The organism is uncultured Nocardioides sp. (genome assembly GCF_947488025.1).
Lineage (GTDB): Bacteria > Actinomycetota > Actinomycetes > Propionibacteriales > Nocardioidaceae > Nocardioides.
The window spans coordinates 55,186-79,916 of sequence record NZ_CANKYS010000011.1 but is presented as its reverse complement, the minus strand read 5'-3'; the positions used below and the strand labels follow the sequence as shown (position 1 = coordinate 79,916).

Sequence of the window (24,731 nt, the reverse complement as noted above, 5' to 3'; positions counted from 1 at the left end):
CCCGGAAGGACCATCCCTCCTCATGGCCACGCCCCGCGAACGCTTCCGCCTCGACGACCTGTGGAGGGCCGGCCCCGTCTACAGCGCCAGTGACAAGCCGCTGGCCCGCCTGGTGGCGCGTCCGGTGCGCGAGTTCCTCCGCGTCGAGGCCGCCGGCTCGATCCTGCTGCTGATCGCCGCGGCCACCGCCCTGATCTGGGCCAACAGCCCGTGGGCGTCGTCGTACGACGCGCTCTGGCAAGCCCACCTCACCCTCGACGTCGGTCCGCTGCACCTCGACGAGTCGCTGCAGCACTGGGTCAACGACGCGCTGATGGTGATCTTCTTCTTCGTCGTCGGTCTGGAGATCAAGTACGAGCTGGTCAACGGCGACCTCCGCGACCCGCGCACCGCGGCCCTGCCGATCGTCGCAGCGGTCGGCGGGATGGTGGTCCCGGCCGGCATCTACCTCGCCCTCAACCCGCCCGGCAGCGCCGGCAGCGACGGCTGGGGCATCCCGATGGCGACCGACATCGCCTTCGCCGTCGGTGTGCTGGGCATCCTCGGGCGACGGATCCCGTCAGCGGCCCGGCTGTTCCTGCTGACCCTCGCGATCGTCGACGACATCGGCGCGATCCTCGTGATCGCGGTCTTCTACACCAGCGACCTGTCCCTGTCCTGGCTGGCGATCGCGCTCGGCCTCCTCGCGGCCATGGTCGTGGCCCGGCTGCTGCGGGTCTGGTCGACCGTCGTCTACGCGCTCCTCGGCATCGGCGTGTGGTTCGCCCTGCTCGAGTCGGGCGTGCACGCGACGCTCGCCGGCGTCGCGATCGGCCTCCTCGCACCCGCCAAGCCGCTGCTCAAGGAGGAGGTGGCCCGCGACTTCGCCGGGAAGGCGCTGCGCGACCACCACCTCAACCCCGACGAGCTCGCGCGACTGCGCTTCCTGCTCAAGGAGTCGGTGTCGGTCGTCGAGCGGCTCATCAGCACGCTGCACCCGGTGTCGGCCTACGTCGTGCTCCCCGTCTTCGCGCTCGCCAACGCCGGCGTCGAGCTGGGCGCGATCGGCGAGGTCTTCACCGAGCCGGTCGGCCTGGGCATCGTGCTCGGCCTGGTCCTCGGCAAGCCCGTCGGCATCCTCCTGACCTCCTACGTCGCCGTACGCCTCGGCATCGCGAAGCTGCCCGAGGACACCTCGTGGCCGATGGTCCTCGGCCTCGGCGCCGTCGCCGGCATCGGTTTCACCGTCTCGATCTTCATCGCCGGGCTGTCCTTCCCGGGCTCCGAGCTGCTGACCGAGGAGGCGAAGATCGCGATCCTGCTGGCCTCGGTCATCGCGGCCGTGCTCGGCGTCGTGCTCCTGCTCGCCTCGACCCGCCACCGTCGTACGTCCGAGGACGACCACGACGACGAGCAGGACGAGCCGGACCCGGTGCGCGAGGCCCTCGACAGCTGAGGTCGGGCTCAGCCGGCAGGCCGGGTGAGCGGGAGCCGTACGACGAAGCGGCACCCGCGCACCGTCTCGTCGGCTCCGGTGTTGGCCACCTCGACCCGCCCACGGTGCGCCTCGACGATCCCCTTGACGATCGCGAGCCCCAGCCCGGCACGCGGGTGCGCCGAGGCGTCGCCGGGGTCCTCCGGCGTCCGTGCCTCGGCCCCGCGGAAGGCGACGTCGAAGACGCGGTCGATGGTGCCCGGCTCGATGCCACCGCACTCGTCCGCGACCGTGAGCTCGACCTCGTCGCCGACCACCCTGGCGCTGACGTGGACCGACCCGTCGGCGGGTGTGTGCCGCACGCCGTTGACGATCAGGTTGCCGAGCACGCGCCCGAGCCCGGCGGGGTCGACGTTGACCTCGAGCCCGGACTGCACCTCTCCGCCCACCCGGACACGGTGCTTGCGGGCGACGGGGTCCGCGGCGGCCACGGCCTCGCTCACGAGGTCACCGAGCAGCACCAGCTCGGGCTGGAGCCGCAGGACGCCTGCGTGGATGCGGGAGAGCTCGAACAGGTCGTCGACCAGGCTGACCATCCGATCCACCTCGCCGCGGATCTGGCGGTGGTAGCGGGCCGGGTCGCCGGCCAGGTCGTCCTCGAGCGCCTCGGCCATCGCCCGGATGCCCGCCAGCGGGGTCCGGAGGTCGTGGGACACCCACGACACGAGCTCGCGTCGGGACTCCTCGAGTCGCTGCTCCCGCGCCGCCGCCTCCTCCAGGCGTCGGCGGGCGGCGGCCAGCTCGCTGGCCAGCCCGCTGAGCTCGGACGGCGCCTGAGGTGCCGGCTCGTCGGGCAGGCCGCCCCCGATGCGGCGTACGTGCTCACGCAGGCGGCGCGACCACCGGACGAGCGCCTCCGAGAGGATCGCCGCCACCGCGAGCGAGACCGCGGCGCCTGCGAGCGTCACGAGCATGACGACCTGGAGGTCGTGGCGCGAGATGAACATCAGCTGGGCGATCGCGACGACGCCCACCAGCACGGTGGTGACGGAGACGACCGCCACGAGGGCGAGCTGCCAGCGCAGCGACCGGCTGCGCAGCAGCCATCCCGCCAGCAGCCCCAGGGCGCCGACGACCCCGCCGCCCGCCGCGGCGACCAGGACGACCTGCACCTGCTCGTTCACGAGGTCGGCTCCCACCGGTAGCCGATGCCCCAGACCGTCACCAGGCGGACGGGCTCGGCCGGGTCGGCCTCGACCTTCGCGCGGACCCGGCGCACGTGCACGGTCACGGTCGAGGAGTCGCCGAAGGACCATCCCCACACCTGGCTCATCAGGTCCTCGCGGCTGAAGGCGTGGCCGGGGTGGGTGACGAAGTGCGCCAGCAGGTCGAACTCGCGCGCCGTGAAGGTCCGCGGCGCCCCGCCCACCGTGACGGTCCGGCGGCGATGGTTGACGAGGAGGTCCCCGTCGGTGGTGGTCTCGGGCACCGGGGTCGTGGCGTCACCGCCGGTGCGCCGCAGGACCGACTCGACCCGCAGGACGAGCTCGCGCGGACTGAACGGCTTGGTGACGTAGTCGTCGGCGCCGGTCTCGAGGCCCACGACGCGGTCCTGCTCCGCGCCGAGCGCGGTGAGCAGGATGACCGGCACGTCTCCGGCCAGCCGGAGCCGGCGACAGACCTCGAGCCCGTCGAGGCCGGGCATCATCACGTCGAGGACCACCAGGTCGGCGCGACGGTCCTGGTGGGCGGCGAGGCCCGTCGCACCGTCGGACGCCTCGGCGACCTCGTGGCCGGCGGCCCGCAGGTAGGACACGACGACCTCGCGGACCGTCTCGTCGTCGTCGACGACCAGCACGCGCGCCACCTCAGGTGTCCCGTCCGCGTCGAGCGCGCACTGCCCCGGCGGTTGCGACGGCCGCCAGGGTGACCACGCTCAGCGCAATCCACGTGCCGAGGTAGGGCCGGTCGAGCAGGGTCGGGTTGTCGGGGCGGGCGCCGAACCTGCCCAGCACCGGGACCGCCATCAGGGTCACGCCACCCCACACCACGAGAGCGAGTGTGGCAGGCGCGTGCCACGGCCGGGGCAGCACGCGTCGTCCGAGCACGACTCCGGCGAGGACCACCCCGGCCACCACCACGTCGTGCAGCACCACGCCCGCGGCGAGCCAGACGGCGATCTCGAGGAGCTGCCCGGTGTCCTGGCGGGTCAGCGCCAGCCACGCGCCGTACGCGCCGAGCAGGACCCCCAGTCCACCCAGCAGCCACCGCGCGGCGCTCACGTCGTCACCTCCAGCGACGCGACCCACTTGGTCTGGAGGACACCGGGTCGGTTGGGGGCGATCACGCGGACCGGGAAGCCGTGGTCGAGGTCCAGCGGCTCGCCCGCGAGGTCGAGGGCGAGCAGGGTCCGCTCGTCCTCGACGAACGCGGCCGGCAGCACCGTTCGGGTGAACGGGCCGCTCTCCTGCAGGGAGGTGACCACGACGTCCGCACCACCAGCGGCACCTGCGGCCGCAACCACGTCTCGCACCCGGACGCCGGACCAGCGCCCTTGCGCGCTCCACCCCTCCACGCAGGCGATGGGGAGGTCCACCGTGTGCTGCGGCAGTGCCCGCAGGTCGGCCAGGGTCAGCCGGGCGGCAACAGAGCCGTCGACGCGTACGTCGAGCGCCCAGCCGCGGTCGGTGGCGGTGTCGAGCACGCCGGCGGCAGCTGCCGTCTTGTTGATCGGTACGCCGCCCGGGCCCTCGCCGGTGCGGACGGCGAGCACGCTCACCTGTCGCAGCCACGGCACCGTCCCGCCGGCCGTGGCGAGCACTGCGATGCCGGCGGCCGCCCACGTCCCGCGGAGGAGGGCCCGCCTCGACACGGCGCCTGCCCGGAGTGCGCCCGGGCGGTCGAGCGCCTCGTCGTCGACGTCCGCTCCCAGCGCGGCGCGGATCATCGGCAGCTTGACCGCGACGTGCAGGACCAGCGCGCCGATCGCGACCCAGGCCAGCGCGTAGTGGGCGGTGCGGAAGGAGAAGCTGCTCCACGGGTACCACTGGGCGGCGTTGGCGAGACCGGTCGCCAGCTGGAAGATCGCAGCGGCCACCAGCACGCCGATCGAGGCCCGTTCGAGCCCGACGAGCAGCGCCTGCCGGCCCGCTCGCAGGTCTACCCGCTCGAACAGTCGCGGGTAGACGGCCCATAGCTTGACCAGCATGAGCGGCACGGCGGCGCACCCGGTGACGACGTGCAGTCCCTGGGTCACCCGGTAGCCCCAGGCCGGCCTCGTGGGGAACGGGATCGCGGGCGCCGGCAGCTGGGCCCAGTGGCTGACCAGGCCGGTGGCGAAGCAGATGAGGAAGCAGGCCCCCAGCCACACACCCACCCGCGCGGCGACGGCAGGGCTGCGCAGCCGCGAGGTGAAGTCGTCCGGGTGCGGGGCCCTCATCACGATCTCTCCAGCACGGCCGCCCAGCGGCCGTCCTCGTGCGGGGTGAGGCAGTGCACCGAGGCCGCCATCAGCCCCGCAGCGACCGCGACGGTCGCGACGTCGTCCACGGCGAGGAAGGCCCACCGGAACGGCCGGCTGCGGCCGTGGGGCAGCTCGAGTCGCGACCAGCCCGCTGACGACTCGGTGCCGGGACGGGAGACCTCGACGACCGCGCGGCCGCCCGGCCGCAGCAGCTGGCCGACCCGTCGTAGCAGGTGGGTCGGGTCCCCGGAGATGCCCACGTTGCCGTCGGCGAGCAGTGCGGTGCCCCACCGGCCCTCGTCGGGCACGGTGTCGAAGATGTCGGCGACCACGGCCGGGGCGCCACGTCGACGCGTCAGGTGGACGGCCTCCTCGACCACGTCGACCCCCAGCGCCTGGTGGCCGCGCCGGGTCAGCTCGTGGGTGAGTCGCCCCGGGCCGCACCCGATGTCGAGGGTCTCTCCCTGGCACAGGTCCAGCAGGGCGTGGTCGGCCGCGTCGGCGTGGCCCGACCACGACTCGACGGGCAGCGCCGTCGACGCCCCCGAGGAGTGCGCGACCCGCGCCGGGGCGCCCCGCAAGGCCCACGTGAACGCCTCGGTGAAGGAGAGATCGGCCGTCACGACAGCCCCTCCCAGGCACGGAAGGCGGCGGCGAACCGGGTGCCCGGCGCCAGTCGAGCCACCTCGGCCGCGTCCTCGATCGTGTCGACGTCGGCGAGCGGGGTCGTGGAGGAGACGCGGTGCCCGGCGCCGAGGAGGGCTGCGCGGGTGTCGTCGTACGTCGCCGTCGTCGACATCGTGACACCGGCGAGCGGCGCCGCCACCGCCGGGTCGTGCCGGGCGAGGGCCCACCACCCGCCGTCGGGGGCCGGCCCGAGGCAGGCGTCGTGGCCGGCCAGGTCGTCGAGCGTCCGGGCGAGCAGGTCCGGCGTGAGCTGGGGCGTGTCCATGCCCACCTGCACGACCAGCCCGTGACCTGCGTCGAGGTGGGCGGCGGCCAGTCGCTCGGCGAAGGTCGCGCCACGCTGTGCGGTGACCCGCCAGCCCTCGACCGCGATGACCAGCTCGGTCCCGCGGCAGGCGGTGGACAGGTCACCGGCGAGCGCCAGGTGTCCGCGGGCGCCGGGGACCGCACCCACGGCCTCGATGGTGTCCAGGAGCGCCGCCGCCGCCAGGTCGGCGGCGACCTCGTCACCGGTGACCGCGGCGAGCCGGGTCTTGGCCCGCCCCGGCACGGGCGCCTTGGCCATCACCAGCACGGTGGGGCCGCTCACGACAGCACGCGCCAGAAGTCGCGGGCCGTGCGGACGGTGCCGCTGACCGACCCGGAGACCTTGGAGCGGGTGCCCTCGGCCCGGGGGTGGTAGTCCACGTCGTGCTCGCTGATGCGCCACCCGGCGTGGGTGACGGCCTGGAGCAGCTCGACGGGGTAGCCGAAGCGGCGGTCCTGCAGCGCGAGGTCGAGCATCGCCTGGCGTCGGGCGACCCGCATGGGTGCGATGTCGTGCGCCGCCATGCCGATGGTCCGGCGCAACCACGCCACGATCAGCGCGTTGCCGAGACGGGCGTGCCACGGCCACGTGCCGCGACCGGTCGGACGCCGACGGCCGACTGCCATGTCCGCCCGGCCCTCGCGCACCTCGGCGAGCAGCGGCAGGAGGTCGGCCGGGTCGAACGACCCGTCCCCGTCCATGACGGCGACGAGGTCGTGGGTGGCGGCGAGCAGACCGGCGTGCACGGCGGAGCCGTAGCCGGGAACGGGCTCGACCACCACCCGCGCCCCGAGCCGCGCAGCGACGGCAGCGGTGTCGTCCCTCGAGCCGTTGTCGACCACGACGACGGAGAACTCGACGGGGATGCGGGAGAGGAGCGCGGGGAGCGCCGGACCCTCGTCGCGGCACGGGAGGACGAGGTCGCAGATCGCGGCGTCGGTGGTCATGCGTCGAAACTAGCCAGACGCGTGGCGTGCGCGGACCCCCCAAGGGATTACGGGAGTGTGACGGCTGGCCGAGGGACGTGGCGGGTCAGCGCCCCGCCCCTAGGCTCGGCGCCATGAGCGCCCCGAGCACGTCCGTCCGCGCGTGGGCGGGGCTCGGGGTGGCGGCCGTCGTCCTGCTTGCCTCGTTCACGGTGCCGGTCCTCGCCGGCTGGGACGTCGACGCCCGCAGCGACTCGCTCGGCGCGCCCCCCACCCACGGCTTCTGGCAGGCGAAGGTCGGCCCCGGCACGGTGCCGGCCCTGCTCCTCGCGGCGTTCGGCGTCTGGCGTGCGGAGGCCTGGGCACGCACCTGGTCGTGGCGGCGGCTCCTCGTGGTGGCGTACGTCGCCTCGCTGGCCTGGCTGCTCGCGCTGGCGCTCGTCGACGGCACCTCGGGCCTGACGAGGGTCATGGCCAACCAGCACGAGTACCTCGTCACGGCCCGCGAGGTCACCGACGTGCCGGCGATGCTGAGGGAGTACGTCGACCGGATCCCCGCCGCGCACCCGGACAACTGGGCGATCCACGTGGCCGGGCACCCGCCGGGCGCGGTGCTGTTCTTCATCGGTCTCGTGCACGTCGGCCTCGGCGGGGACCTGGCCGCGGCCCTCGTCGTGTGCGCCGTCGCGGCGAGCATCCCGGCGGCGGTGCTGCTCACCGCGCGCTCGCTCGGGGCCGAGCAGCACGCCCGGCTGGCGGCGCCGTTCCTCGTCCTCAGCCCCGCCGCGGTCTACCTCGCGGTGTCGGGTGACGCGGTGTTCACCGCGACCGCGGCATGGGGACTCGCCGCGCTGGCCGCGTCCGCGACGGCGGGCCGCAGCGGGGTGATGGTCGGCTGGGCGGTGGTGGCCGGCGCGCTGCTCGGCTGGTGCGTGATGAGCTCCTACGGCCTGCCGCTGCTCGGGGCGATCGCCCTCGCCGTCCTGTGGCTGGCGCGCAGCTGGTGGCCCCTCCCGGTCGCCGCCGCGTCGGCACTGGTCGTCGTGCTTGTCTTCGCCGCGCTCGGGTTCGCGTGGTGGGAGGCCTACCCGGTGCTGGTCGAGCGCTACTGGGACGGCATCGCCGCGACCCGTCCCGCGGCGTACTGGATGTGGGGCAACGTCGGCGCGCTGCTGGTCTCCGCCGGTCCGCTGCTCGGAGCGGGCGTCGCCGTCGCTGCGCGGCGCCACACCGGCGGGGCGAGGACGATCGCGGTCCTGGCGCTCGCCGGCCTCCTCGCGGTCACGATCGCCGACCTGAGCCGGATGTCGAAGGCGGAGGTCGAGCGGATCTGGCTGCCGTTCGTCCCGTGGCTGACGCTCTCGATGGCGCTGCTGCCAGACGGCTGGCGACGCTGGGGACTGGGGCTGCAGGTCGTCGCGGCGCTGCTGGTGCAGCACCTGCTCTACACGAGCTGGTGACCCCTCACGCCCGCAGCGGTGCCGTCGCGAAGTCGGCCAGTCCGGTCGCGGGGTCGACGGCGGCGGTGAAGCCGAGCTCGCGCCCGGCCAGCTCGGGCGACGCCACGACGTGCCGCACGTCGCCGGGACGGAAGCCGCCCGTGACCTCCGGCTCGAGCCGGCTCGTGCTGCCCGCGCTGACTCGGCGGGCGACGTCGAGGATGGTCACCGGGGTGCCGGAGCACACGTTGTAGGCGGCGAAGCGGGGCACCGTCTCCGCGGCGACCTGCTCGATCGCGAGCACGTTGGCGCGGGCCACGTCGTCGACGTGGACGAAGTCGCGCGCCTGGCCGCCGTCCTCGAAGACCTGCGGGCGCTCGCCCCGCTCGAGCGACGAGCGGAACATCGCCGCCACCCCGGAGTAGGGGGTGTCGCGCGGCATCCCGGGGCCGTACACGTTGTGGTAGCGCAGCGCCACCGCGCCCGCGCCCGCCTGGCGCACCCACGACGAGGTGTAGTGCTCCTGGGCCAGCTTGCTCGCGGCGTAGGTGCTGCGCGGATCCAGCACGGCGTCCTCGGGGACCAGGTCCCAGCCGAGGGGGCGGTCGCAGGCCGGGCAGTGGTTCTCGAAGTCGCCCGCCTCCAGGGCTGCGACCTCCCGCGGGGGCGGCAGCTGGTCGCCGTGCTCGGGGCAGGTGTAGCGGCCCTCGCCGTAGACGACCATCGACGAGGCGAGGACCAGCCGGTCCACCCCGCCGTCGTGCATGGCGGCGAGCAGGGCGGCGGTGCCGAGGTCGTTGTGGGAGGCGTACGCCGGCAGGTCTCCGACACGGACGCCTGCGCCGACCAGTGCCGCCTGGTGGCAGACGACGTCGACGCCGCGCAGCAGCTCGGCCCACTCCGGCGACCCGGCCTCACGGACGTCGAGCTGGTGGACGCCGTCGGGCGGGGTGGTGGTGCTGTGCGCGTTGGCGAGCATGAGGTCGACGCCGATCACCTCGTGTCCGTCCGCGGTCAGCGCGCGGTCGATCGCGCCGCCGATGAAGCCGGCCGCGCCGGTGAGGAGCACCCTCACGTTCCCGGCACCTCGTAGGTGAGGTCGACGCCGTCCGCCCACGTCGAGCAGGCGCAGCCGTCGGGATCGGGCAGGGCCCCGATCGCGGTGCCCAGGAGGCCGGTGAGCCGCTCGAGGTTGGCCCGGAAGAGGGCGAAGACCTCCTCCTGGCCCACGCCCTGGCCGGACTCGGCTCCGGCGTCCATGTCGGTGACGAGCGCGAGCGGGGCGTAGCACTGGCCCATCTCGCGGGCCAGCGCGGCCTCGGGCGCACCCGTCATGTTGATCAGGTCCCACCCCTGGTCGGCGTACTGGCGCGACTCGGCGCGCGTGGAGAAGCGCGGGCCCTCGACCACCACCATCGTCCCGCCTGTCCGCACGTCGGGGTCCGCGCTGGCGAGCGCGGCGGAGACGCCCGGGCAGTAGGGGTCGGCGAAGGGCAGGTGCACCGCGCCGGACTCGACGTACGACCCGACCCGGCGGTGGGTGCGGTCGACGAGCTGGTCCGGCACCACGAGGTCGCCGGGGGCGACGGTGTCGCGGAGACCGCCGACGGCACACGGTGCCAGCACCTGGCGTACGCCGAGCGAGCGCAGCGCCCACGCGTTGGCGCGGTAGGGGATGCCGTGCGGCGGGTGGTCGTGGTGGCGGCCGTGCCGCGGGAGGAAGGCCACCGAACGACCGGCGACCTCGCCGATCGCGATCGGCGCGGACGGGTCGCCGTACGGCGTCGTCACCTCGTGCTCGGTCGCGTCGGGCAGGAACGAGTAGAAGCCGGAGCCGCCGATGACGGCGACCTCGGCGATGGGTGTGCTCACCCGACTCACCCTAGTGAGCGCACCCACGCCTGTATCTAGGGACGAAATGGTTGCCGGAGGCCAGGTTGGCCTACCAAATCGTCCCTAGATGCCGAGCGGCGCGGGAGCGGGGTCGGGTTCCGCGGACGGTCAGTCCTCGGAGGCGGCCGACCCCTCCTTGCCCTTGATCAGGTCCATGACGGTCGAGTCGGCGAGGGTCGTCACGTCGCCGACCTCGCGGTGCTCGGCGACGTCCTTGAGCAGGCGGCGCATGATCTTGCCGGAGCGGGTCTTGGGGAGCTCGGGCACGACCATGATCTGGCGCGGCTTCGCGATCGCACCGATCTCCTTGGCCACGTGCTTGCGCAGCTCCTCGACGATGTCCTCGCCACCGTCGCCGGCGGAGTCGCGCAGGATGACGAAGGCGCACACGGCCTGACCGGTGGTGTCGTCGGCGGCGCCGACCACGGCCGCCTCGGCTACCTTGGGGTGGGACACGAGCGCGGACTCGATCTCCGTCGTCGAGAGGCGGTGGCCCGACACGTTCATCACGTCGTCGACCCGGCCGAGCAGCCAGATGTCGCCGTCGTCGTCGAGCTTGGCGCCGTCGCCGGCGAAGTAGAGGCCCGGCCAGCGCGACCAGTAGGTGTCCTTGAAGCGCTGGTCGTCACCCCAGAGCGTCCGGAGCATGGCGGGCCACGGCTCCTTGAGCACGAGGTAACCGCCGTTGCCGTTGCCGACCGGCTTCGCGTCGTCGTCGACCACGTCGGCGGCGATGCCGGGCAGCGCCTTCATCGCCGAGCCCGGCTTGCCGGCGGTGACGCCGGGCAGGGGGCTGATCAGGATCTGGCCGGTCTCGGTCTGCCACCAGGTGTCGACGACCGGGCAGCGGTCACCGCCGATGACCTCGCGGTACCACATGTAGGCCTCGGGGTTGATCGGCTCACCGACCGACCCGAGGAGCCGCAGCGACGACAGGTCGTAGCCGTCGGGGATCTCGCGGCCCTGCTTCATGAAGGTGCGGATCGCGGTGGGGGCGGTGTAGAAGATCGAGACCTTGTAGTCCTGGATGATCTGCCACCAGCGGCCCTTCTCGGGCGTCCCCTCGTACATCACCTGCGTCGCGCCGTTGGCCAGCGGTCCGTAGGCCATGTAGGAGTGGCCGGTCACCCAGCCGACGTCGGCGGTGCACCAGTAGACGTCGTCGTCCTTGAGGTCGAAGACCGACCAGTGGGTGTACGACGTCCCGGTGAGGTAGCCGCCGGTGGTGTGCAGGATGCCCTTGGGCTTGCCGGTGGTGCCGGAGGTGTACATGACGTAGAGCGGGTGCTCGGAGTCGTGCATCTCCGGCTCGTGGTCGGCCGAGGCGCCGTCGACGGCGTCGTGCCACCACACGTCGCGACCCTCGTGCCACTCGACGTCCTGGCCCGTGCGGCGTACGACGAGCACGTTGCGCACCAGGTCGCCGGTCTTCTCGACCGCCTCGTCGACCGCCGGCTTGAGCGCGGACGCGGCGCCGCGTCGGTAGCCGCCGTCGGAGGTGATGACGACGTGGGCCTCGCAGTCGGTGATGCGTGAGGCGAGGGCGTCGGCGGAGAACCCGCCGAACACGACGGTGTGCGGGGCGCCGAGACGGGCGCAGGCGAGCATCGCGACGACGACCTCGGGGATCATCGGCATGTAGATCGCGACGCGGTCGCCCTTCTTCACGCCGAGCTCGGTCAACGCGTTGGCGGCGCGGGAGACGTCGTCCTTGAGGTGGGCGTAGGTGATGTCGCGGGTGTCGTCGTCAGGCTCGCCGACCCAGTGGATCGCCACCTTGTCGCCGTTGCCGGCCGCGACGTGGCGGTCCACGCAGTTGACGGAGGCGTTGAGGGTGCCGCCGACGAACCACTTGGCGAACGGCGGGTTGGTCCAGTCGAGGACCTGGTCCCACTTCCGGCCCCAGTCGAGCCGCTCGGCGGCCTCGGCCCAGAAGGCCTCCCGGTCGGCGTCGGCGCGGGCGTAGGCCTCCTCCGTGACGTTGGCGTCGGCGGCCAGGTCGGCCGGGGGGTCGAAGCGCCGGTCCTCGTTGGAGAGGTTGGCCAGGGTCTCGCTGCTCATGTGCGGTCGCTCCCATCGCGGATGTGACTGTGGTCACCGACGCTAGCGGGCGCACGTGTGCCGCGGACAGGTCGAGACCGCCAGCGAGCGACGGACGGTCCCTCGGGCGCGACGGACGGACGGCGTGGGCGGCTCAGAGGTCCGAGGACAGCACGGTCTCGCCACCGTCGTCGGTGATCACCACCTGGGTGACGTCCTCGCGCAGCGCGGACGACTGGAGGAAGCACGTCATCGGCGAGTCGCCGACGCCGATGAACTCGCCCGCCGGGACCAGCTCGCCGTCGTCGGTGCGGAATGCCGCCCGGAAGGTCTGGCCCTCGGCGAAGCCGGCGGCGACGATCCGGAGCTCGACCCCCCACGTGTGGGCCACCAGGTCGGCGCTGTCCACCGAGACCGACCGCTGGGGGGAGGGGGCCATCGAGATCGCCTCGGTGGGCACGGTCGGCGGCTCGGGCGCCGTCGCCCGGCCGACGACGCCACCCACGACGCCGCCCACCCCCAGGGCCACCACGACCGTCGCGGCGACGGTGGCCAACCGGACCCGCCCGCGTCGCGCGCGCAGGTCGGCCGCCTCCCGGCGCCGGCCGACCTCGTCGGCGTCGCGTGCCGATCGCGCCTCGGAGACGGCACGGCGTACGTCGTCGCCGAGGGTGGGCGGCAGGGGAGCGGGGTCGGCGAACGCCGCGGCGTCCACCGAGCCGAGCGCGCGGGCGACCGGGAGCAGCCCGTCCAGCTCGAGCCGGCACGCGGCGCAGCCGTCGAGGTGGGCGCGCACCGGGTCGGCCTCGGGGCCGGCAAGGTGGCCGAGGGCGTAGGAGCCCAGCAGCTCGCGCAGCTCGCGGTGAGCGGCGTCGTCGAAGGTGCTCACAGGCTCACTCCCATCTCATCCATGGCGGCCCTGAGGGCGCGCATCGCGTAGAAGACCCGGCTGCGGAGCGTGCCGACCGGGATCGACAGCTCGGCCGCCACCTCGTCGTAGGGGCGGCCCAGCAGGTGGGTCTGCACGAGGGCCTCGCGGTGGTGCGGGGCGAGGCGGCGCAGCCCCTCCTCCACCAGCCACCCGTCGAGGACGGCGTCGGCGTGGTCGCTGACCGAGCCGGCGGCCGCCTCGACCGTCGGTGGGTCGGCGAGGGCGCCCTGCCAGGGACGGGCCTGCCTGGCCCGGAAGTGGTCGATCATCGTGTTGCGGGCGATGCCGAAGAGCCACACCCGCAGCGACGCCACCTCCGGGTCGAAGCGGTCGGCGTGCCGCCATGCCTTGACGAAGGTCTCCTGGGTGACGTCCTGCGCGGACGCCGGATCGTCCAGGCCACGCAGGACGAAGCGGTAGACCTCGGCACCGTGGAGCCGGTAGGCCGCCATCACCCCGTCCTCGTCGTCGAGCGACGGTACGGCGCCGTCGGGGTCGCTCACGCCACGCAGTCTGCCGGTCACAGCGGTGTGTACGGCGCAGGACGCGGCGGCGTTCACCGTCCGGTCCGAACCCCGGGGCCGGCCTCGATCACGCACCGGATCGCGGTCGGGGTGAACGCGGTCGCGTCCTGCGCCGTACCCACCAGTGCCGCCACCGCCAGCACCACGGCGTGACGGCGACCAGGGGGGCGGAACCGCCCGCCGGACGACGACCAGAAGGGCAGACAGCGATGTCAGCACTGAGGACAACCGGACGACGAGCGGCCACAGGGGTGGTTGCGTCGGCGTTCGCACTCGCCGCCTTCGCGGTGGCACCCGCAGCGGCCGAGCCCGCCGCATCTCCCGCTTCCGACGCCACCGCGGCCACCGCGGCCACGGCGACGACGGTGAGCGCTGCGAGCACCGCGCCGAGGAACAAGCAGGGCAAGGCCTCCCGCACGTGGAAGGTCCGCACGGAGAAGCAGCTGCGCACGGCCGTGCGCAAGGCCAACAGGACGAAGGCCAAGGACCGCATCGTCCTGGTGCGCACCATCCGCTTCGCCACGGGCCGCAGCGCCCGCGGCGGTGTCGGACGCGGCGACCTCGACGTCCGCGCCGACCTCGTCGTCCTCGGACGGGGCCGGACCATCAACGCGAAGAAGGTCGACCGGGTCTTCGACGTACGGTCCGGCACCCGGCTCGTCATCAAGCGCGCCAAGCTGCGCAACGGCGCACCGGCGGAGACCGAGAGCGGCGGACTGATCCGCAGCCGCGGCACCGTCGAGGTGCGCAAGTCCCACCTGCTGAGCTCGACGGTGACCGGCGCCGGGGCCTCCGGCGGCGCGGTGATGAACGAGGGCGGCACGCTGCGCCTCGTCGACACGCGGGTCCGCGGCAACGAGGCCGAGCGGGCCGGCGGCGGCATCGAGGCCGCCGGTGGGAGCACGTTCCTCGTCCGCACCCGCCTGACCGGCAACGCCACCGGCGCAGTGCCGGGCAACGGCGGCGGGCTCCACCTCACCGGGACCGGTGACGTGCTCGTGCGTGACGGCCTGGTGTCCGGCAACACCGCGAGCGCCGAGGGCGGCGGGTTGTGGAACTCCGCGACCGGCACCTTCGTCGTCGAGCGCACGACCATCCGGCGCAACTCCGCGGCCGGAGCGGCTGCCGACCAGGGCGGTGGCGGCCTCTTCAACGACGGCGGCTCGCTGACCGTGCGCGGCAGCGAGATCCACGACAACACCGCCACCGGTGCCGCCGGCTCGGGTGGCGGCGTGCTCAACAACCTCGGCACCCTCGTGGTCGCCACCACGGAGGTGCGAGACAACACGGCTCCGCGAGCCGGCGGTGGCATCGAGGCCAACCTCGGGTCCACGACGCTGGTCGGCTCGACGCTGCGCGCCAACAGCACCGGCGCGGCGCCCGGCAACGGCGGCGGCCTGCACCTGACGGGTGCCGGCAAGGTCCTCGTCGACACCACGCAGGTGCTCGGCAACACCGCCGTCGAGGGCGGTGGACTCTGGAACGCCGCCACCGGGCAGCTGTCCGTGACCGGCTCGACGATCTCGGGCAACACCGCGACCGGCGCCGCGGCCGACCAGGGCGGCGGGGGCATCTACTCCGACGGCACCACCTCGGTCAGCGGCTCGACGATCGCGAGCAACACCGCGACCGGCGCTGCTGGCTCGGGCGGTGGGGTGCTCAACAACCAGGGCACGCTGACCCTCACCGGCACCACCGTGCAGGGCAACGCCGCCAAGCGTGCCGGCGGCGGCATCGAGGCCAACCTCGGCACCACGACGGTGGCGCGCTCCGTGTTGCAGAGCAACGACGCCGGCACCGCGCCCGGCAACGGCGGCGGCCTGCACCTGACCGGCACCGGCTCGGTCGAGGTCACCCAGACCAAGGTCTACGACAACACCGCCGTCGAGGGCGGCGGCCTGTGGAACTCCGCCACCGGCACGATGGTCGTGCGTGACACCCACCTGCGAGGCAACACCGCCAGCGGTGCTGCGGCCGACCAGGGCGGCGGCGCGATCTACAACGACGGCGGCGACGTCGAGGTCATGGGCGCCACGATCGAGGCCAACAGGGCGACCGGCGCGGCCGGCTCCGGCGGAGGCGTGCTGTCGCTCAACGGCGACCTCACCGTCGGCTGGACGAACCTCGACGGCAACACCGCTCCGCGGGCCGGCGGTGCGGTCGAGGTCAACGGCGGCTCCGCCGACCTGAGCAACGTCAACGCCCGGGGCAACGCCACCGGCGCGGCCCCCGGCAACGGCGGGGCGCTGCACATCACCGGCGCCGGGACGGTCACCTGGACCGACGGCTCGATCACCGGCAACGACGCCAGCAACGAGGGCGGCGGGCTGTGGAACTCCTCCGCGGGTGTCCTCACCGCCACCGGCATCGTCTTCGACGCCAACACGGCGCCCGAGGGTCCCGACGCCTACAACGACGGGGGCACGATGAGCGTGAACGGCGTCCCGGTCCTGCCGGGCACCGGCACCTGATCCACCGCACCACGCGACGACGCCCCGGAGGCCTGGCCTCCGGGGCGTCGTACGTCTGCGTGGTGCAGCGGTCGTGGCCTCAGTGCTTGACGGCCTGCTCGGCGCCGGCGCCGGTCAGGGCGCGGACCTCGAGCTCGGTGAAGCGGTCCTCGGCAGCGGGCTCCTTCGACGTGATGGTGCCGAGGTAGCCGAGCAGGAACCCGATCGGGATCGAGATGATGCCGGGGTTGTTGAGCGGGAAGATCGCCCAGTCCGAGTCGGGGAAGAGCGACGTCGGCAGGCTCGACATCACCGGCGAGAAGAACACCAGCCCGACAGCCGCGATGAGGCCGCCGTAGATGCTCCAGGTGGCGCCGCGGGTGTTGAAGCGCCGCCAGAACATGTTGAAGATGATCGCCGGCAGGTTGGCCGACGCGGCAACGGCGAAGGCCAGTGCCACGAGGAACGCGATGTTGAGGCGCTGCGCCGGGATCGACAGGGCGATGGCGATCGCACCGATGACGAACGCGGCGATGCGGGCGACCCGGACCTCGTCGTGCTCCGAGACCGGCTCGTCCTTCTTGATGACGCCCTTGTAGAGATCGTGCGCCACCGAGGACGAGCTGGCCAGGGTGAGGCCCGCGACCACCGCGAGGATGGTCGCGAAGGCGACCGCGGAGATGAGCGCGAGCAGGATCGCGCCGCCCGTCGAGCCCTCGCCGCCACCGACGGCCTCGGCGAGGAGCGGGGAGGCGAGGTTCTGGTTGCCGCCCGCGAGCGGGTCGACCTGGTCACGGTCGAGCAGGGCCGCGGCGCCGAAACCGAGGACCAGCGTCATGAGGTAGAACGCGCCGATGAGGCCGATGGCCCACAGCACCGACTTCCGGGCGTCCTGCGCGGTCGGCACGGTGTAGAAGCGGATCAGGATGTGCGGCAGGCCGGCGGTGCCGAGCACGAGGGCCAGGCCGAGGGACAGGAAGTCGATCTGCGACGTCAGCGAGGCGCCGTACTGCAGACCGGGCTGCAGGAACGCCTCGCCCTTGCCGGAGTTGTCGGCCGCCGCGCCGAGGAGGTCGGAGAGGTTGAAGTTGAACTCCGCGAGCACCAGCACCACGATCAGCGCGGAACCGATCATCAGCATCACGGCCTTGACGATCTGGACGTAGGTCGTGCCCTTCATGCCGCCGACGACGACGTAGAAGATCATCAGGACGCCGACGCCGATGATGGTGATGTTCTTGATCGCCTGGCTGTCGACGCCGAGGAGCAGCGCGACGAGCGAGCCCGCGCCGACCATCTGCGCCAGCAGGTAGAAGATCGACACGACGACGGTCGAGACCGACGCCGCCGTGCGCACCGGGCGCTGCGACATGCGGAAGGCGAGCTGGTCGGCCATCGTGTAGCGGCCGGCGTTGCGGAGCATCTCGGCGACGAGCAGCAAGGCGACGAGCCACGCCACGAGGAAGCCGATGGAGTAGAGGAAGCCGTCGTAGCCGTAGACCGCGATGGCGCCGGAGATGCCGAGGAACGACGCCGCCGACATGTAGTCGCCGCCGATGGCGAGACCGTTCTGGAAGCCGGAGAACGACCGCCCGCCGGAGTAGAAGTCGGCGGCCGTCTTGGTCTGGCGGCTCGCCCAGAAGGTGATGCCGATCGTCAGGGCGACGACCGACAGGAACAGGAACGTGGTGAGGACCTGGGTGTCCATCAGGCGTCGCCTCCCTTGTTGTACTCCGCGTCGAGCTGGCGTGCCAGCGGGTCGAGCTTGGCGGAGGAGAAGCGGGCGTACATCCAGGCGAGGCCGAACGTCGTCACGAACTGGAGCAGGCCGAAGACCAGCGCCACGTTGATGTTGCCCCAGAGCTTGATCGACATGAAGTCGCCGGCCCAGGTCGACATGACGACGTACAGCAGGTACCAGGCCAGGAAGGCGACGGTCGCCGGGAACACGAAGCCGCGGTAGCGGCGCCGCAGCTCGGCGAACTCGGATGTCGCGTGCAGCCGGTCGTAGATGGGGTCGTGGCGCGCAGCCTGTTCTTGGTCAGTCACGGGTCGGTCCTTACGAGCGTGGGGCCACCGGGTGTGACCGCCGTCACCGTGACACCGCTCGCACGCCGCGCGGGAGGGGTGCGCGTCGCACCATCGGTCGATGGGCGTCGCCGGTCGCTCAGCGGTCGACGACGTACGACGAGCGGTCGGGGCCCGCCCGGAAGTCGTCACCGGACGCCGCGTGCCGTAGGCTCGTCGTGTTGAAGGGATGCGCCTGGCGCGTCCTGGCCGCGCACGTGGTGCGGCTCGTGTCTTGTATCTCCTGGTTTTCGGTTCGCTGGACATCAGCACGATGGATGTCTTCAGCACCTCGGCGGCAGGTCGTCGCCGGAAGAGAACAAAGGAACAGATCATGGCTCAGGGAACTGTCAAGTGGTTCAACGCTGACAAGGGCTTCGGCTTCATCGCGCAGGACGGCGGCGGCGAGGACGTGTTCGTGCACTACTCCGCGATCCAGTCCAACGGCTACAAGTCGCTCGACGACAACCAGAAGGTCGAGTTCGACGTGACCGCCGGCCCCAAGGGCCCGCAGGCCGAGAACGTCCGCGTCGTCTGACGTACCTCTGAGGAGCCCCGACCGCCCAGCGGTCGGGGCTCCTCTGCGTTTCGCGCTGCATCGCACTCCTCGGTGACGTCGTGACGTCGTGAGGTCGTGAGGTCGTGAGGTCGTGAGGAGAAGTTGACGGCTCCGCCACCGGACCGGCAGGCCGGACGTCACACCGGGAGCCGACGCTCGTCGGCATGAGCACCCCCGCTGCTGACACCCGCCGCACGCGTCGCTGGATCGAGGACTGGCGCCCGGAGGACCCCGACTTCTGGGAGGGAGGCGGCCGGTCCGTCGCCCGCCGCAACCTGGTCTGGTCGATCTTCGCCGAGCACCTCGGCTTCTCGGTGTGGCTGATCTGGAGCGTGAGCTCGGCCTTCCTGGTGGCCCAGGGCTTCGCGTTCACGCCCCAGCAGCTGTTCCTGCTCGTGGCGCTGCCCAACCTGGTCGGCTCGCTGCTGCGACTGCCCTACACGTTCGCGGTGCCGAAGTTCGGTGGCCGCAACTGGACGATGGCCAGCGCGGCTCTGCTGCTCATCCCCACGCTGGGGTTCGCCTACGTCGTGCAGCGGCCGGAGACGCCGTACTGGGTGTTCTGCGCCATCGCGGCAACGGCCGGCCTCGGCGGCGGCAACTTCGCGAGCTCGATGGCCAACATCAACTTCTTCTACCCCTCGGCCAAGAAGGGCGCCGCGCTGGGCCTCAACGCAGCGGGCGGCAACCTCGGGGTCGCACTGATCCAGCTCTTCCTGCCCGTCATCGTCGGCGGCGCCGGGATCTTCGGCCTGGTCAAGGCGGCGGAGGGCGGGATCGACCTGCAGCGCGCGGCCTGGGTGTACGCCGGCCTCGCGGTCGTCGCGACGCTCGCGGCGTACTTCTTCATGGACAACCTGGGCACCGCGAAGTCCTCCCCCCGCGAGCAGCTGCAGGTCGTGCGGAAGCGGCAGACGTGGATCATGGCGTTCCTCTACATCGGCACCTTCGGCTCGTTCATCGGCTACTCCGCCGCCATGCCCCTGCTCATCAAGCTGAACTTCTGGGTGCCGGAGCCGTCGCCGCTGGGGACCGGCATCTACTTCGCCTACTTCGCCTTCCTCGGCGCCCTGGTCGGCTCGGCGACCCGGCCGTTCGGCGGGTGGCTGGCCGACCGCGTCGGCGGCGCGAAGGTGACGCTGGGCGCGTTCGGCGCGATGGTCGTCTTCACCCTGGCCGTGCTCTGGACGCTCATGCAGCTCACCCCCAACCCCACCGCGGACCCGGCCATCGCGTCGGCCAACCAGTCGTGGTTCCCGTGGTTCCTGGCCTTCTTCCTCTGCGTCTTCGCGGCCACCGGCGTCGGCAACGGCTCGACCTACAAGATGATCCCGGCGATCTGGCGCACCGAGGCCGAGCGCGCCACGACGCCCGGCACACCCGAGCGCACCGCCGCCCTGCTGGCCGGGACCAAGCAGGCCTCCGCCGCGATCGGCGTGATCGGCGCGGTGGGCGCCATCGGCGGGTTCCTCATCCCGATGGCCTTCAGTGCACCGTGGGTGGCCGACCCCATGTCCGCCACGAAGGGCGCCTTCCTGGTGTTCACCGCGTTCTACGTCGTCTGCGGTGCGGTGACCTGGGCGGTCTACCTGCGACGCCCGGCGGAGGTCCGCGCCAAGAGCCTGGCCGGCGCCGGGATCTGAGGCAGCGCCGTGGCGACCGAGACCCACTGCCCCTACTGCTCGCTGCAGTGCGGGATGAAGCTGAGCACTGGATCCGGGGGAAGCCGGCGTACGCCCGAGGTGTCGGCGTGGGAGGAGTTCCCCGTCAACCGGGGCGCGCTGTGCCGCAAGGGGTGGGCCGCGGCCGGGCTGTACGGCAGCCGGGAGCGGCTCACGTCGCCGCTCGTGCGCGACCGGGAGACCGGCGAGTGGACGGCCGTCCCGTGGGACGACGCGCTCGACCGCGTCGCCGACGGGATCCGAGCCGCGCAGGCGGCGGGCGGGCCGGACCGGGTCGCCGTCTTCGGCGGCGGCGGGCTCACCAACGAGAAGGCCTACGCGCTCGGCAAGTTCGCCCGGGTCGCGCTCGGCACCTCCCAGATCGACTACAACGGTCGCTGGTGCATGAGCTCGGCCGCCTCGGCCGGCATCCGCGCCTTCGGCCTCGACCGCGGGCTGCCCTTCCCGCTGGCCGACGTCGAGGAGACCGACGTGCTGGTGCTCGTCGGCTCCAACCTCGCCGAGACCATGCCACCGGCCGCCCGCCACCTCGACCGCCTGCGCGAGCGCGGCGGGAAGGTCGTCGTCGTCGACCCACGGCGTACGCCGACCGCGGACCGCGCCGACCTGCACCTCCAGCCGGTGCCGGGCACCGACCTCGCCCTCGCCCTGGGCCTGCTGCACCTGCTCGTCGCCGCCGGCGCGGTCGACACGACGTACCTCGCCGAGCGCACCACCGGCTGGGAGGACGTGCGTGACTCGGTCGCCTCCTGGTGGCCCGAGCGGGTCGAGCGGGTGACCGGGATCGAGGCGCACGAGCTGCGGGCGCTGGCGGCCATGCTCGCGGGCCGCAAGGTCATGGTCCTCACCGCGCGCGGGGCCGAGCAGCACTCGACCGGCTCCGACACCGTGCTGGCCTGGATCAACGTCGCGCTCGCGCTCGGCGCGGTGGGCAGGCGGGGCGCGGGCTACGGCTGCCTGACCGGGCAGGGCAACGGCCAGGGCGGGCGCGAGCACGGGCAGAAGGCCGACCAGCTGCCCGGCTACCGGCGCATCGACGACCCCGCCGCCCGCGCGCACGTCGCGGGCGTGTGGGGGGTCGAGCCCGACTCGCTGCCGGGCCCCGGCAGGTCGGCGTACGAGCTCCTCGACGCGCTCGGCACACCGGACGGCCCGTCGGCGCTGCTGGTCCTCGGGTCCAACATCGTCGTCAGCGCTCCACGGGCGACCCACGTGACCTCGCGGCTGGAGGCGCTGGACCTGCTCGTCGTGTGCGACATCGTGATGTCGGAGACCGCGGCGCTGGCCGACGTCGTGCTGCCGGTGACGCAGTGGGCCGAGGAGACCGGGACGATGACCAACCTCGAGGGTCGGGTGGTCCTGCGGCAGCGTGCCATCACGCCCCCGTCGGGCGTGCGGTCGGACCTCGAGGTGATCGCCGGGCTCGCCGAGCGGCTCGGGTCGGAGGCGTCGTTCCCGACCGACCCGGAGGAGGTCTTCGCCGAGCTCGGCCGCGCGTCGGCGGGCGGCCCGGCCGACTACTCGGCGATCACCTACGACCGGATCCGCGACGAGCAGGGCGTCTTCTGGGGCGGCGAGCGGCTCTTCGCCGAGTCGTTCGCGCACCCCGACGGGCGCGCCCGGATGTACGCCGTCGAGCACCGCGGCGCGGCCGAGCAGCCGTGCACCGACTACCCGGTGCACCTCACGACCGGGCGGGTGCTCGCGCAGTACCAGTCCGGCGCCCAGACCCGGCGGGTCCGCTCGCTGCCCGACGACGGCCCGTTCGTCGAGCTCCACCCGCTGCTCGCCGCGCGCATCGGGATCGGGCCGGGCGACGTCGTGCGCGTGGCGACCCGGCGCGGCGAGATGACCGCTCCCGCCAAGGTGGTGCCGACGATCCGGCCCGACACGGTCTTCGTGCCCTTCCACTGGGTCGGCGCCAACCGGCTCACCAACGACGCCCTCGACCCGGCCTCGCGGATGCCGGAGTTCAAGGTGTGCGCGGCCTCGGTCACCCATGGCTGAGCGCATCGTCGTCGTGGGCGGCGGCATGGCCGCCGTCCGCCTGGCCGAGCACCTCGCCGGGGACGACCGGCTCGCCGTGACGGTCCTCGCCGACGAGCCGCACGCGCCCTACAACCGGATCCTGTTGTCCGCGGTGCTCGAGGGCACCCACGCGGCCGACGCGCTGACGCTGCGCTCGGAGGAGTGGTTCGCGGCGCACGGGATCGACCTGCGGCTGGGGGCGCGGGTCCTGGAGGTCGATCGCGCCGCCCGCGCGGTCGTGCTGGTCGACGGGGAACGGGTCGCCTACGACCGGCTCGTCCTGGCCTGTGGCTCGATCCCCACCCTGCCGCCGATCCGCGGCCTGGTCCGCCGCGACGGCACCCTGCACCCGACGGTCCACGCCTTCCGCTCGCTCGCCGACTGCCGGCGCCTCGACGAAGCCGCCAGCTCGCTGGTCGAGGAAGGCGCTCTGGCGCCTGTCACGAGACCCCGCGCGATCGTCGTCGGCGGCGGCCTGCTCGGGTTGCAGGTCGCCCGGGCACTGGCGGTGCGCGGGCTGCGGACCGAGGTCGTCGAGGGCGCCGACCACCTGCTCGCCCGCCAGGTCGGTCCCGGCGCCGGACGCGTCCTCGCCCGCGACCTCCGCCGTCTCGGCACCGAGGTCTACACCGGCGCCCGGGCCGTCCGGATCACCGACGACGGGCTGCAGCTCGACAACGGCCACGTCCTGCCCAGCGACCTCGTCGTCCTCACCGCCGGCGGCCGCCCGTCGACCGCGCTCGCGCGTCGGGCCGGGCTGATGGTCCGCCGCGGGGTCGTCGTCGACCACACGCTCACCAGCGTCACCGACGACCGGGTGCACGCCATCGGGGACTGCGCCGAGCACCGGCGCCGCACCACCGGCAACGTCTCGCCCGCCTGGGAGCAGGCCGAGGTGCTCGCCCGGGTGCTGCGCGGGGAGGAGGCGTCGTACGACGGCGACCGCAGCGTCGCGCGCCTGCGCGCCACCGGCCTCGACGTCGCGGTGCTCGGCGACCCCGAGCGCGCGGCGGGCGAGGTCGTGGAGGTGACCAACCCGGTCGCCGGATCCTACCGCCGCCTCGTCGTCCACGGCGGGCGGATCGTGGCCGCGGCCCTGGTCGGCGACCTGTCCCGCGTCGGGCTGATCACCCAGCTCTACGACCGCGGCACCCTGCTCGGTCCCGACGAGCCCGGTCAGCTGCTCCTGCCCGAGGCGGCCGACGCCCCGACGCCGCTGCCCGACGAGGCGGAGGTCTGCGCGTGCGCCGGCGTGACCGCGGGCGAGGTCCGGGCTTGCGGGACGGTGGGGGAGTGCGTCGACCGGACGCGAGCGACCACCGGCTGCGGCGGGTGCGCCGACGTCGTACGCCGCCTCGTCGATGACAGCCCGGCGCCGGTCGCGGTCGGCTGACAACTTCTCCACCGATCGCCTCGTCCCATCGACGTACCGGAGGAGGACGGATGCTCGTGCGCGTGGCACTGGGGGCCGCGACGGTCGTCGTCGGCTTCCTCGGGGGCGTCCAGCTGCACCAGGTCGTCGCGTCGTCCGGCGAGCCGGTCGCCACCTTCCGCGCCATCGACCCGAGTGCGCGCCGCGACGACGAGGTGGTCTTCGAGGACTGTCCCCAGGCCGCGATGGCGCCGCCCTACCCGGTCAACGAGAACGGCATGTCCTACGGATCCGGCGCCGCCATCGACGAGGACGACCCGGGGCCGGACCTGGTCGCCGCCTACGGCACCAACGGGAGGTGCGGCTTCGTGCGCTCCGCCGAGGCACGGAACCAGACGGACCCCGACGGTCAGGCCATCCCGCTCTACGCCCAGGACGGCGTCACCGTGATCGGCGAGTTCCGCATCGGTCCGGGCAGGGTCTTGACCTCAGGTGCACCCGAGCCAGCACGATCGACTCCATGACCGATGCCCAGATCGCCGTCCAGGAGCTCCGGATCACCCTCACCGTCGACGACTTCGACGCAGCCGTACGCCTCTACCGCGACGCGCTCGGCCTGCCCGAGGTGGCCGACTGGAGCAGCGACCGGGGGCGCGTGCTGCTGCTCGACGCCGGTCGCGCCACGCTCGAGCTCTTCGACGAGGCGCAGGCCGCGATGGTCGACGACCTCGAGGTGGGGGAGCGGGTCTCGGGCAAGGTGCGCCTCGCGCTGCAGGTGCCGGACGCCGATGCCGCCGCTGCCACGCTGACCGCCGCCGGCGCGACCCCCGTGGCCGCCGCCGTCGACACGCCGTGGGGCGACCGCAACGCCCGCGTCGCCGCGCCCGACGGCATGCAGCTGACCCTGTTCACCCCGGGCGCGGAGTCCTGACCCGGCCGCAGGCCACTG

General features: G+C 73.2%; 23 protein-coding genes. 9 read left to right on the top strand and 14 right to left on the bottom strand.

What is annotated here, in order from left to right:
* Nucleotides 1–22 precede the first annotated feature (22 nt).
* Nucleotides 23–1,435 carry a Na+/H+ antiporter NhaA gene (nhaA, locus tag Q1B24_RS17090; RefSeq protein WP_299931224.1) on the top strand — a complete coding sequence of 471 codons (1,413 nt, stop codon included), beginning with the start codon at nucleotides 23–25 and terminating at the stop codon, nucleotides 1,433–1,435.
* 8 nt (nucleotides 1,436–1,443) lie between these two features.
* On the opposite strand, the gene Q1B24_RS17085 is transcribed toward nhaA, so the two are convergent.
* The 7 genes from Q1B24_RS17085 to Q1B24_RS17055 are packed head-to-tail and all read right to left on the bottom strand — an operon-like array spanning nucleotide 1,444 to nucleotide 6,818.
* The gene (locus Q1B24_RS17085) at nucleotides 1,444–2,598 is read right to left on the bottom strand and encodes a HAMP domain-containing sensor histidine kinase (protein WP_299931223.1); all 1,155 of its coding nucleotides are present in this window, start codon (nucleotides 2,596–2,598) and stop codon (nucleotides 1,444–1,446) included.
* Nucleotides 2,595–3,272 (bottom strand): response regulator transcription factor, encoded by a 678-nt coding sequence (locus Q1B24_RS17080; RefSeq protein ID WP_366916523.1) that lies wholly within the window; start codon nucleotides 3,270–3,272, stop codon nucleotides 2,595–2,597. Before Q1B24_RS17080 ends, Q1B24_RS17085 begins: the two co-directional genes overlap by 4 nt.
* 10 nt (nucleotides 3,273–3,282) lie before the next feature.
* Entirely contained in the window at nucleotides 3,283–3,696 is a 414-nt protein-coding gene (locus Q1B24_RS17075; protein WP_299931221.1) for a hypothetical protein, read from the bottom strand.
* Nucleotides 3,693–4,853 (bottom strand): molybdopterin-dependent oxidoreductase, encoded by a 1,161-nt coding sequence (locus Q1B24_RS17070; protein WP_299931220.1) that lies wholly within the window; start codon nucleotides 4,851–4,853, stop codon nucleotides 3,693–3,695. The genes Q1B24_RS17075 and Q1B24_RS17070 overlap by 4 nt, the downstream gene beginning before the upstream one ends.
* Nucleotides 4,853–5,500: a class I SAM-dependent methyltransferase gene (locus tag Q1B24_RS17065; RefSeq protein WP_299931219.1), complete on the bottom strand. Its 648-nt coding sequence runs from the start codon at nucleotides 5,498–5,500 to the stop codon at nucleotides 4,853–4,855. Before Q1B24_RS17065 ends, Q1B24_RS17070 begins: the two co-directional genes overlap by 1 nt.
* On the bottom strand, nucleotides 5,497–6,153 hold the full coding sequence (locus Q1B24_RS17060; protein WP_299931218.1) for a DUF2064 domain-containing protein: 657 nt from the start codon (nucleotides 6,151–6,153) through the stop codon (nucleotides 5,497–5,499). Before Q1B24_RS17060 ends, Q1B24_RS17065 begins: the two co-directional genes overlap by 4 nt.
* Nucleotides 6,150–6,818 carry a glycosyltransferase family 2 protein gene (locus Q1B24_RS17055; protein WP_299931217.1) on the bottom strand — a complete coding sequence of 223 codons (669 nt, stop codon included), beginning with the start codon at nucleotides 6,816–6,818 and terminating at the stop codon, nucleotides 6,150–6,152. Before Q1B24_RS17055 ends, Q1B24_RS17060 begins: the two co-directional genes overlap by 4 nt.
* 113 nt (nucleotides 6,819–6,931) lie before the next feature.
* Between Q1B24_RS17055 and Q1B24_RS17050 the strand changes: the two genes are divergently transcribed.
* Nucleotides 6,932–8,257: a hypothetical protein gene (locus Q1B24_RS17050; protein WP_299931216.1), complete on the top strand. Its 1,326-nt coding sequence runs from the start codon at nucleotides 6,932–6,934 to the stop codon at nucleotides 8,255–8,257.
* Nucleotides 8,258–8,261: 4 nt separating this feature from the next.
* Here Q1B24_RS17050 and Q1B24_RS17045 read toward each other — a convergent pair whose 3' ends face one another.
* From Q1B24_RS17045 to Q1B24_RS17025, 5 genes are all read right to left on the bottom strand, one after another.
* The gene (locus tag Q1B24_RS17045; RefSeq protein WP_299931215.1) at nucleotides 8,262–9,311 is read right to left on the bottom strand and encodes an NAD-dependent epimerase/dehydratase family protein; all 1,050 of its coding nucleotides are present in this window, start codon (nucleotides 9,309–9,311) and stop codon (nucleotides 8,262–8,264) included.
* A complete protein-coding gene (locus tag Q1B24_RS17040; RefSeq protein ID WP_299931214.1) occupies nucleotides 9,308–10,108 on the bottom strand; it encodes an S-methyl-5'-thioadenosine phosphorylase in 801 nt (266 codons plus the stop codon). Before Q1B24_RS17040 ends, Q1B24_RS17045 begins: the two co-directional genes overlap by 4 nt.
* Before the next feature lie 129 nt (nucleotides 10,109–10,237).
* Nucleotides 10,238–12,190: an acetate--CoA ligase gene (gene acs / locus Q1B24_RS17035; protein WP_299931213.1), complete on the bottom strand. Its 1,953-nt coding sequence runs from the start codon at nucleotides 12,188–12,190 to the stop codon at nucleotides 10,238–10,240.
* A gap of 133 nt (nucleotides 12,191–12,323) precedes the next feature.
* Nucleotides 12,324–13,058: a zf-HC2 domain-containing protein gene (locus tag Q1B24_RS17030; protein ID WP_299931212.1), complete on the bottom strand. Its 735-nt coding sequence runs from the start codon at nucleotides 13,056–13,058 to the stop codon at nucleotides 12,324–12,326.
* Nucleotides 13,055–13,603 carry a sigma-70 family RNA polymerase sigma factor gene (locus Q1B24_RS17025; protein ID WP_299931211.1) on the bottom strand — a complete coding sequence of 183 codons (549 nt, stop codon included), beginning with the start codon at nucleotides 13,601–13,603 and terminating at the stop codon, nucleotides 13,055–13,057. The genes Q1B24_RS17030 and Q1B24_RS17025 overlap by 4 nt, the downstream gene beginning before the upstream one ends.
* Before the next feature lie 272 nt (nucleotides 13,604–13,875).
* Here Q1B24_RS17025 and Q1B24_RS17020 point away from each other — a divergent pair, with 272 nt between their 5' ends.
* Complete coding sequence (locus tag Q1B24_RS17020; protein WP_299931210.1) at nucleotides 13,876–16,095, top strand: hypothetical protein; 2,220 nt, start codon at nucleotides 13,876–13,878, stop codon at nucleotides 16,093–16,095.
* Nucleotides 16,096–16,174: 79 nt separating this feature from the next.
* Here Q1B24_RS17020 and Q1B24_RS17015 read toward each other — a convergent pair whose 3' ends face one another.
* Together Q1B24_RS17015 and Q1B24_RS17010 are read right to left on the bottom strand one after the other, a co-directional pair.
* Nucleotides 16,175–17,782 carry a cation acetate symporter gene (locus tag Q1B24_RS17015; RefSeq protein ID WP_299931209.1) on the bottom strand — a complete coding sequence of 536 codons (1,608 nt, stop codon included), beginning with the start codon at nucleotides 17,780–17,782 and terminating at the stop codon, nucleotides 16,175–16,177.
* Nucleotides 17,782–18,123: a DUF485 domain-containing protein gene (locus Q1B24_RS17010; RefSeq protein ID WP_299931208.1), complete on the bottom strand. Its 342-nt coding sequence runs from the start codon at nucleotides 18,121–18,123 to the stop codon at nucleotides 17,782–17,784. The genes Q1B24_RS17015 and Q1B24_RS17010 overlap by 1 nt, the downstream gene beginning before the upstream one ends.
* Before the next feature lie 352 nt (nucleotides 18,124–18,475).
* Here Q1B24_RS17010 and Q1B24_RS17005 point away from each other — a divergent pair, with 352 nt between their 5' ends.
* The 6 genes from Q1B24_RS17005 (at nucleotide 18,476) to Q1B24_RS16980 (ending at nucleotide 24,713) form a co-directional block, all read left to right on the top strand.
* A complete protein-coding gene (locus Q1B24_RS17005) occupies nucleotides 18,476–18,679 on the top strand; it encodes a cold-shock protein (RefSeq protein ID WP_299931207.1) in 204 nt (67 codons plus the stop codon).
* A gap of 185 nt (nucleotides 18,680–18,864) precedes the next feature.
* Entirely contained in the window at nucleotides 18,865–20,343 is a 1,479-nt protein-coding gene (locus Q1B24_RS17000) for an MFS transporter (RefSeq protein ID WP_299931206.1), read from the top strand.
* Nucleotides 20,344–20,352: 9 nt separating this feature from the next.
* Nucleotides 20,353–22,389 carry a molybdopterin oxidoreductase family protein gene (locus Q1B24_RS16995; protein ID WP_299931205.1) on the top strand — a complete coding sequence of 679 codons (2,037 nt, stop codon included), beginning with the start codon at nucleotides 20,353–20,355 and terminating at the stop codon, nucleotides 22,387–22,389.
* On the top strand, nucleotides 22,382–23,803 hold the full coding sequence (locus tag Q1B24_RS16990) for an FAD-dependent oxidoreductase (protein ID WP_299931204.1): 1,422 nt from the start codon (nucleotides 22,382–22,384) through the stop codon (nucleotides 23,801–23,803). Before Q1B24_RS16995 ends, Q1B24_RS16990 begins: the two co-directional genes overlap by 8 nt.
* 50 nt (nucleotides 23,804–23,853) lie before the next feature.
* Nucleotides 23,854–24,306 (top strand): hypothetical protein, encoded by a 453-nt coding sequence (locus Q1B24_RS16985; protein ID WP_299931203.1) that lies wholly within the window; start codon nucleotides 23,854–23,856, stop codon nucleotides 24,304–24,306.
* Nucleotides 24,303–24,713, top strand: a complete 411-nt coding sequence (locus Q1B24_RS16980; RefSeq protein WP_299931202.1) for a VOC family protein — start codon at nucleotides 24,303–24,305, stop codon at nucleotides 24,711–24,713. The genes Q1B24_RS16985 and Q1B24_RS16980 overlap by 4 nt, the downstream gene beginning before the upstream one ends.
* Nucleotides 24,714–24,731 lie beyond the last annotated feature (18 nt).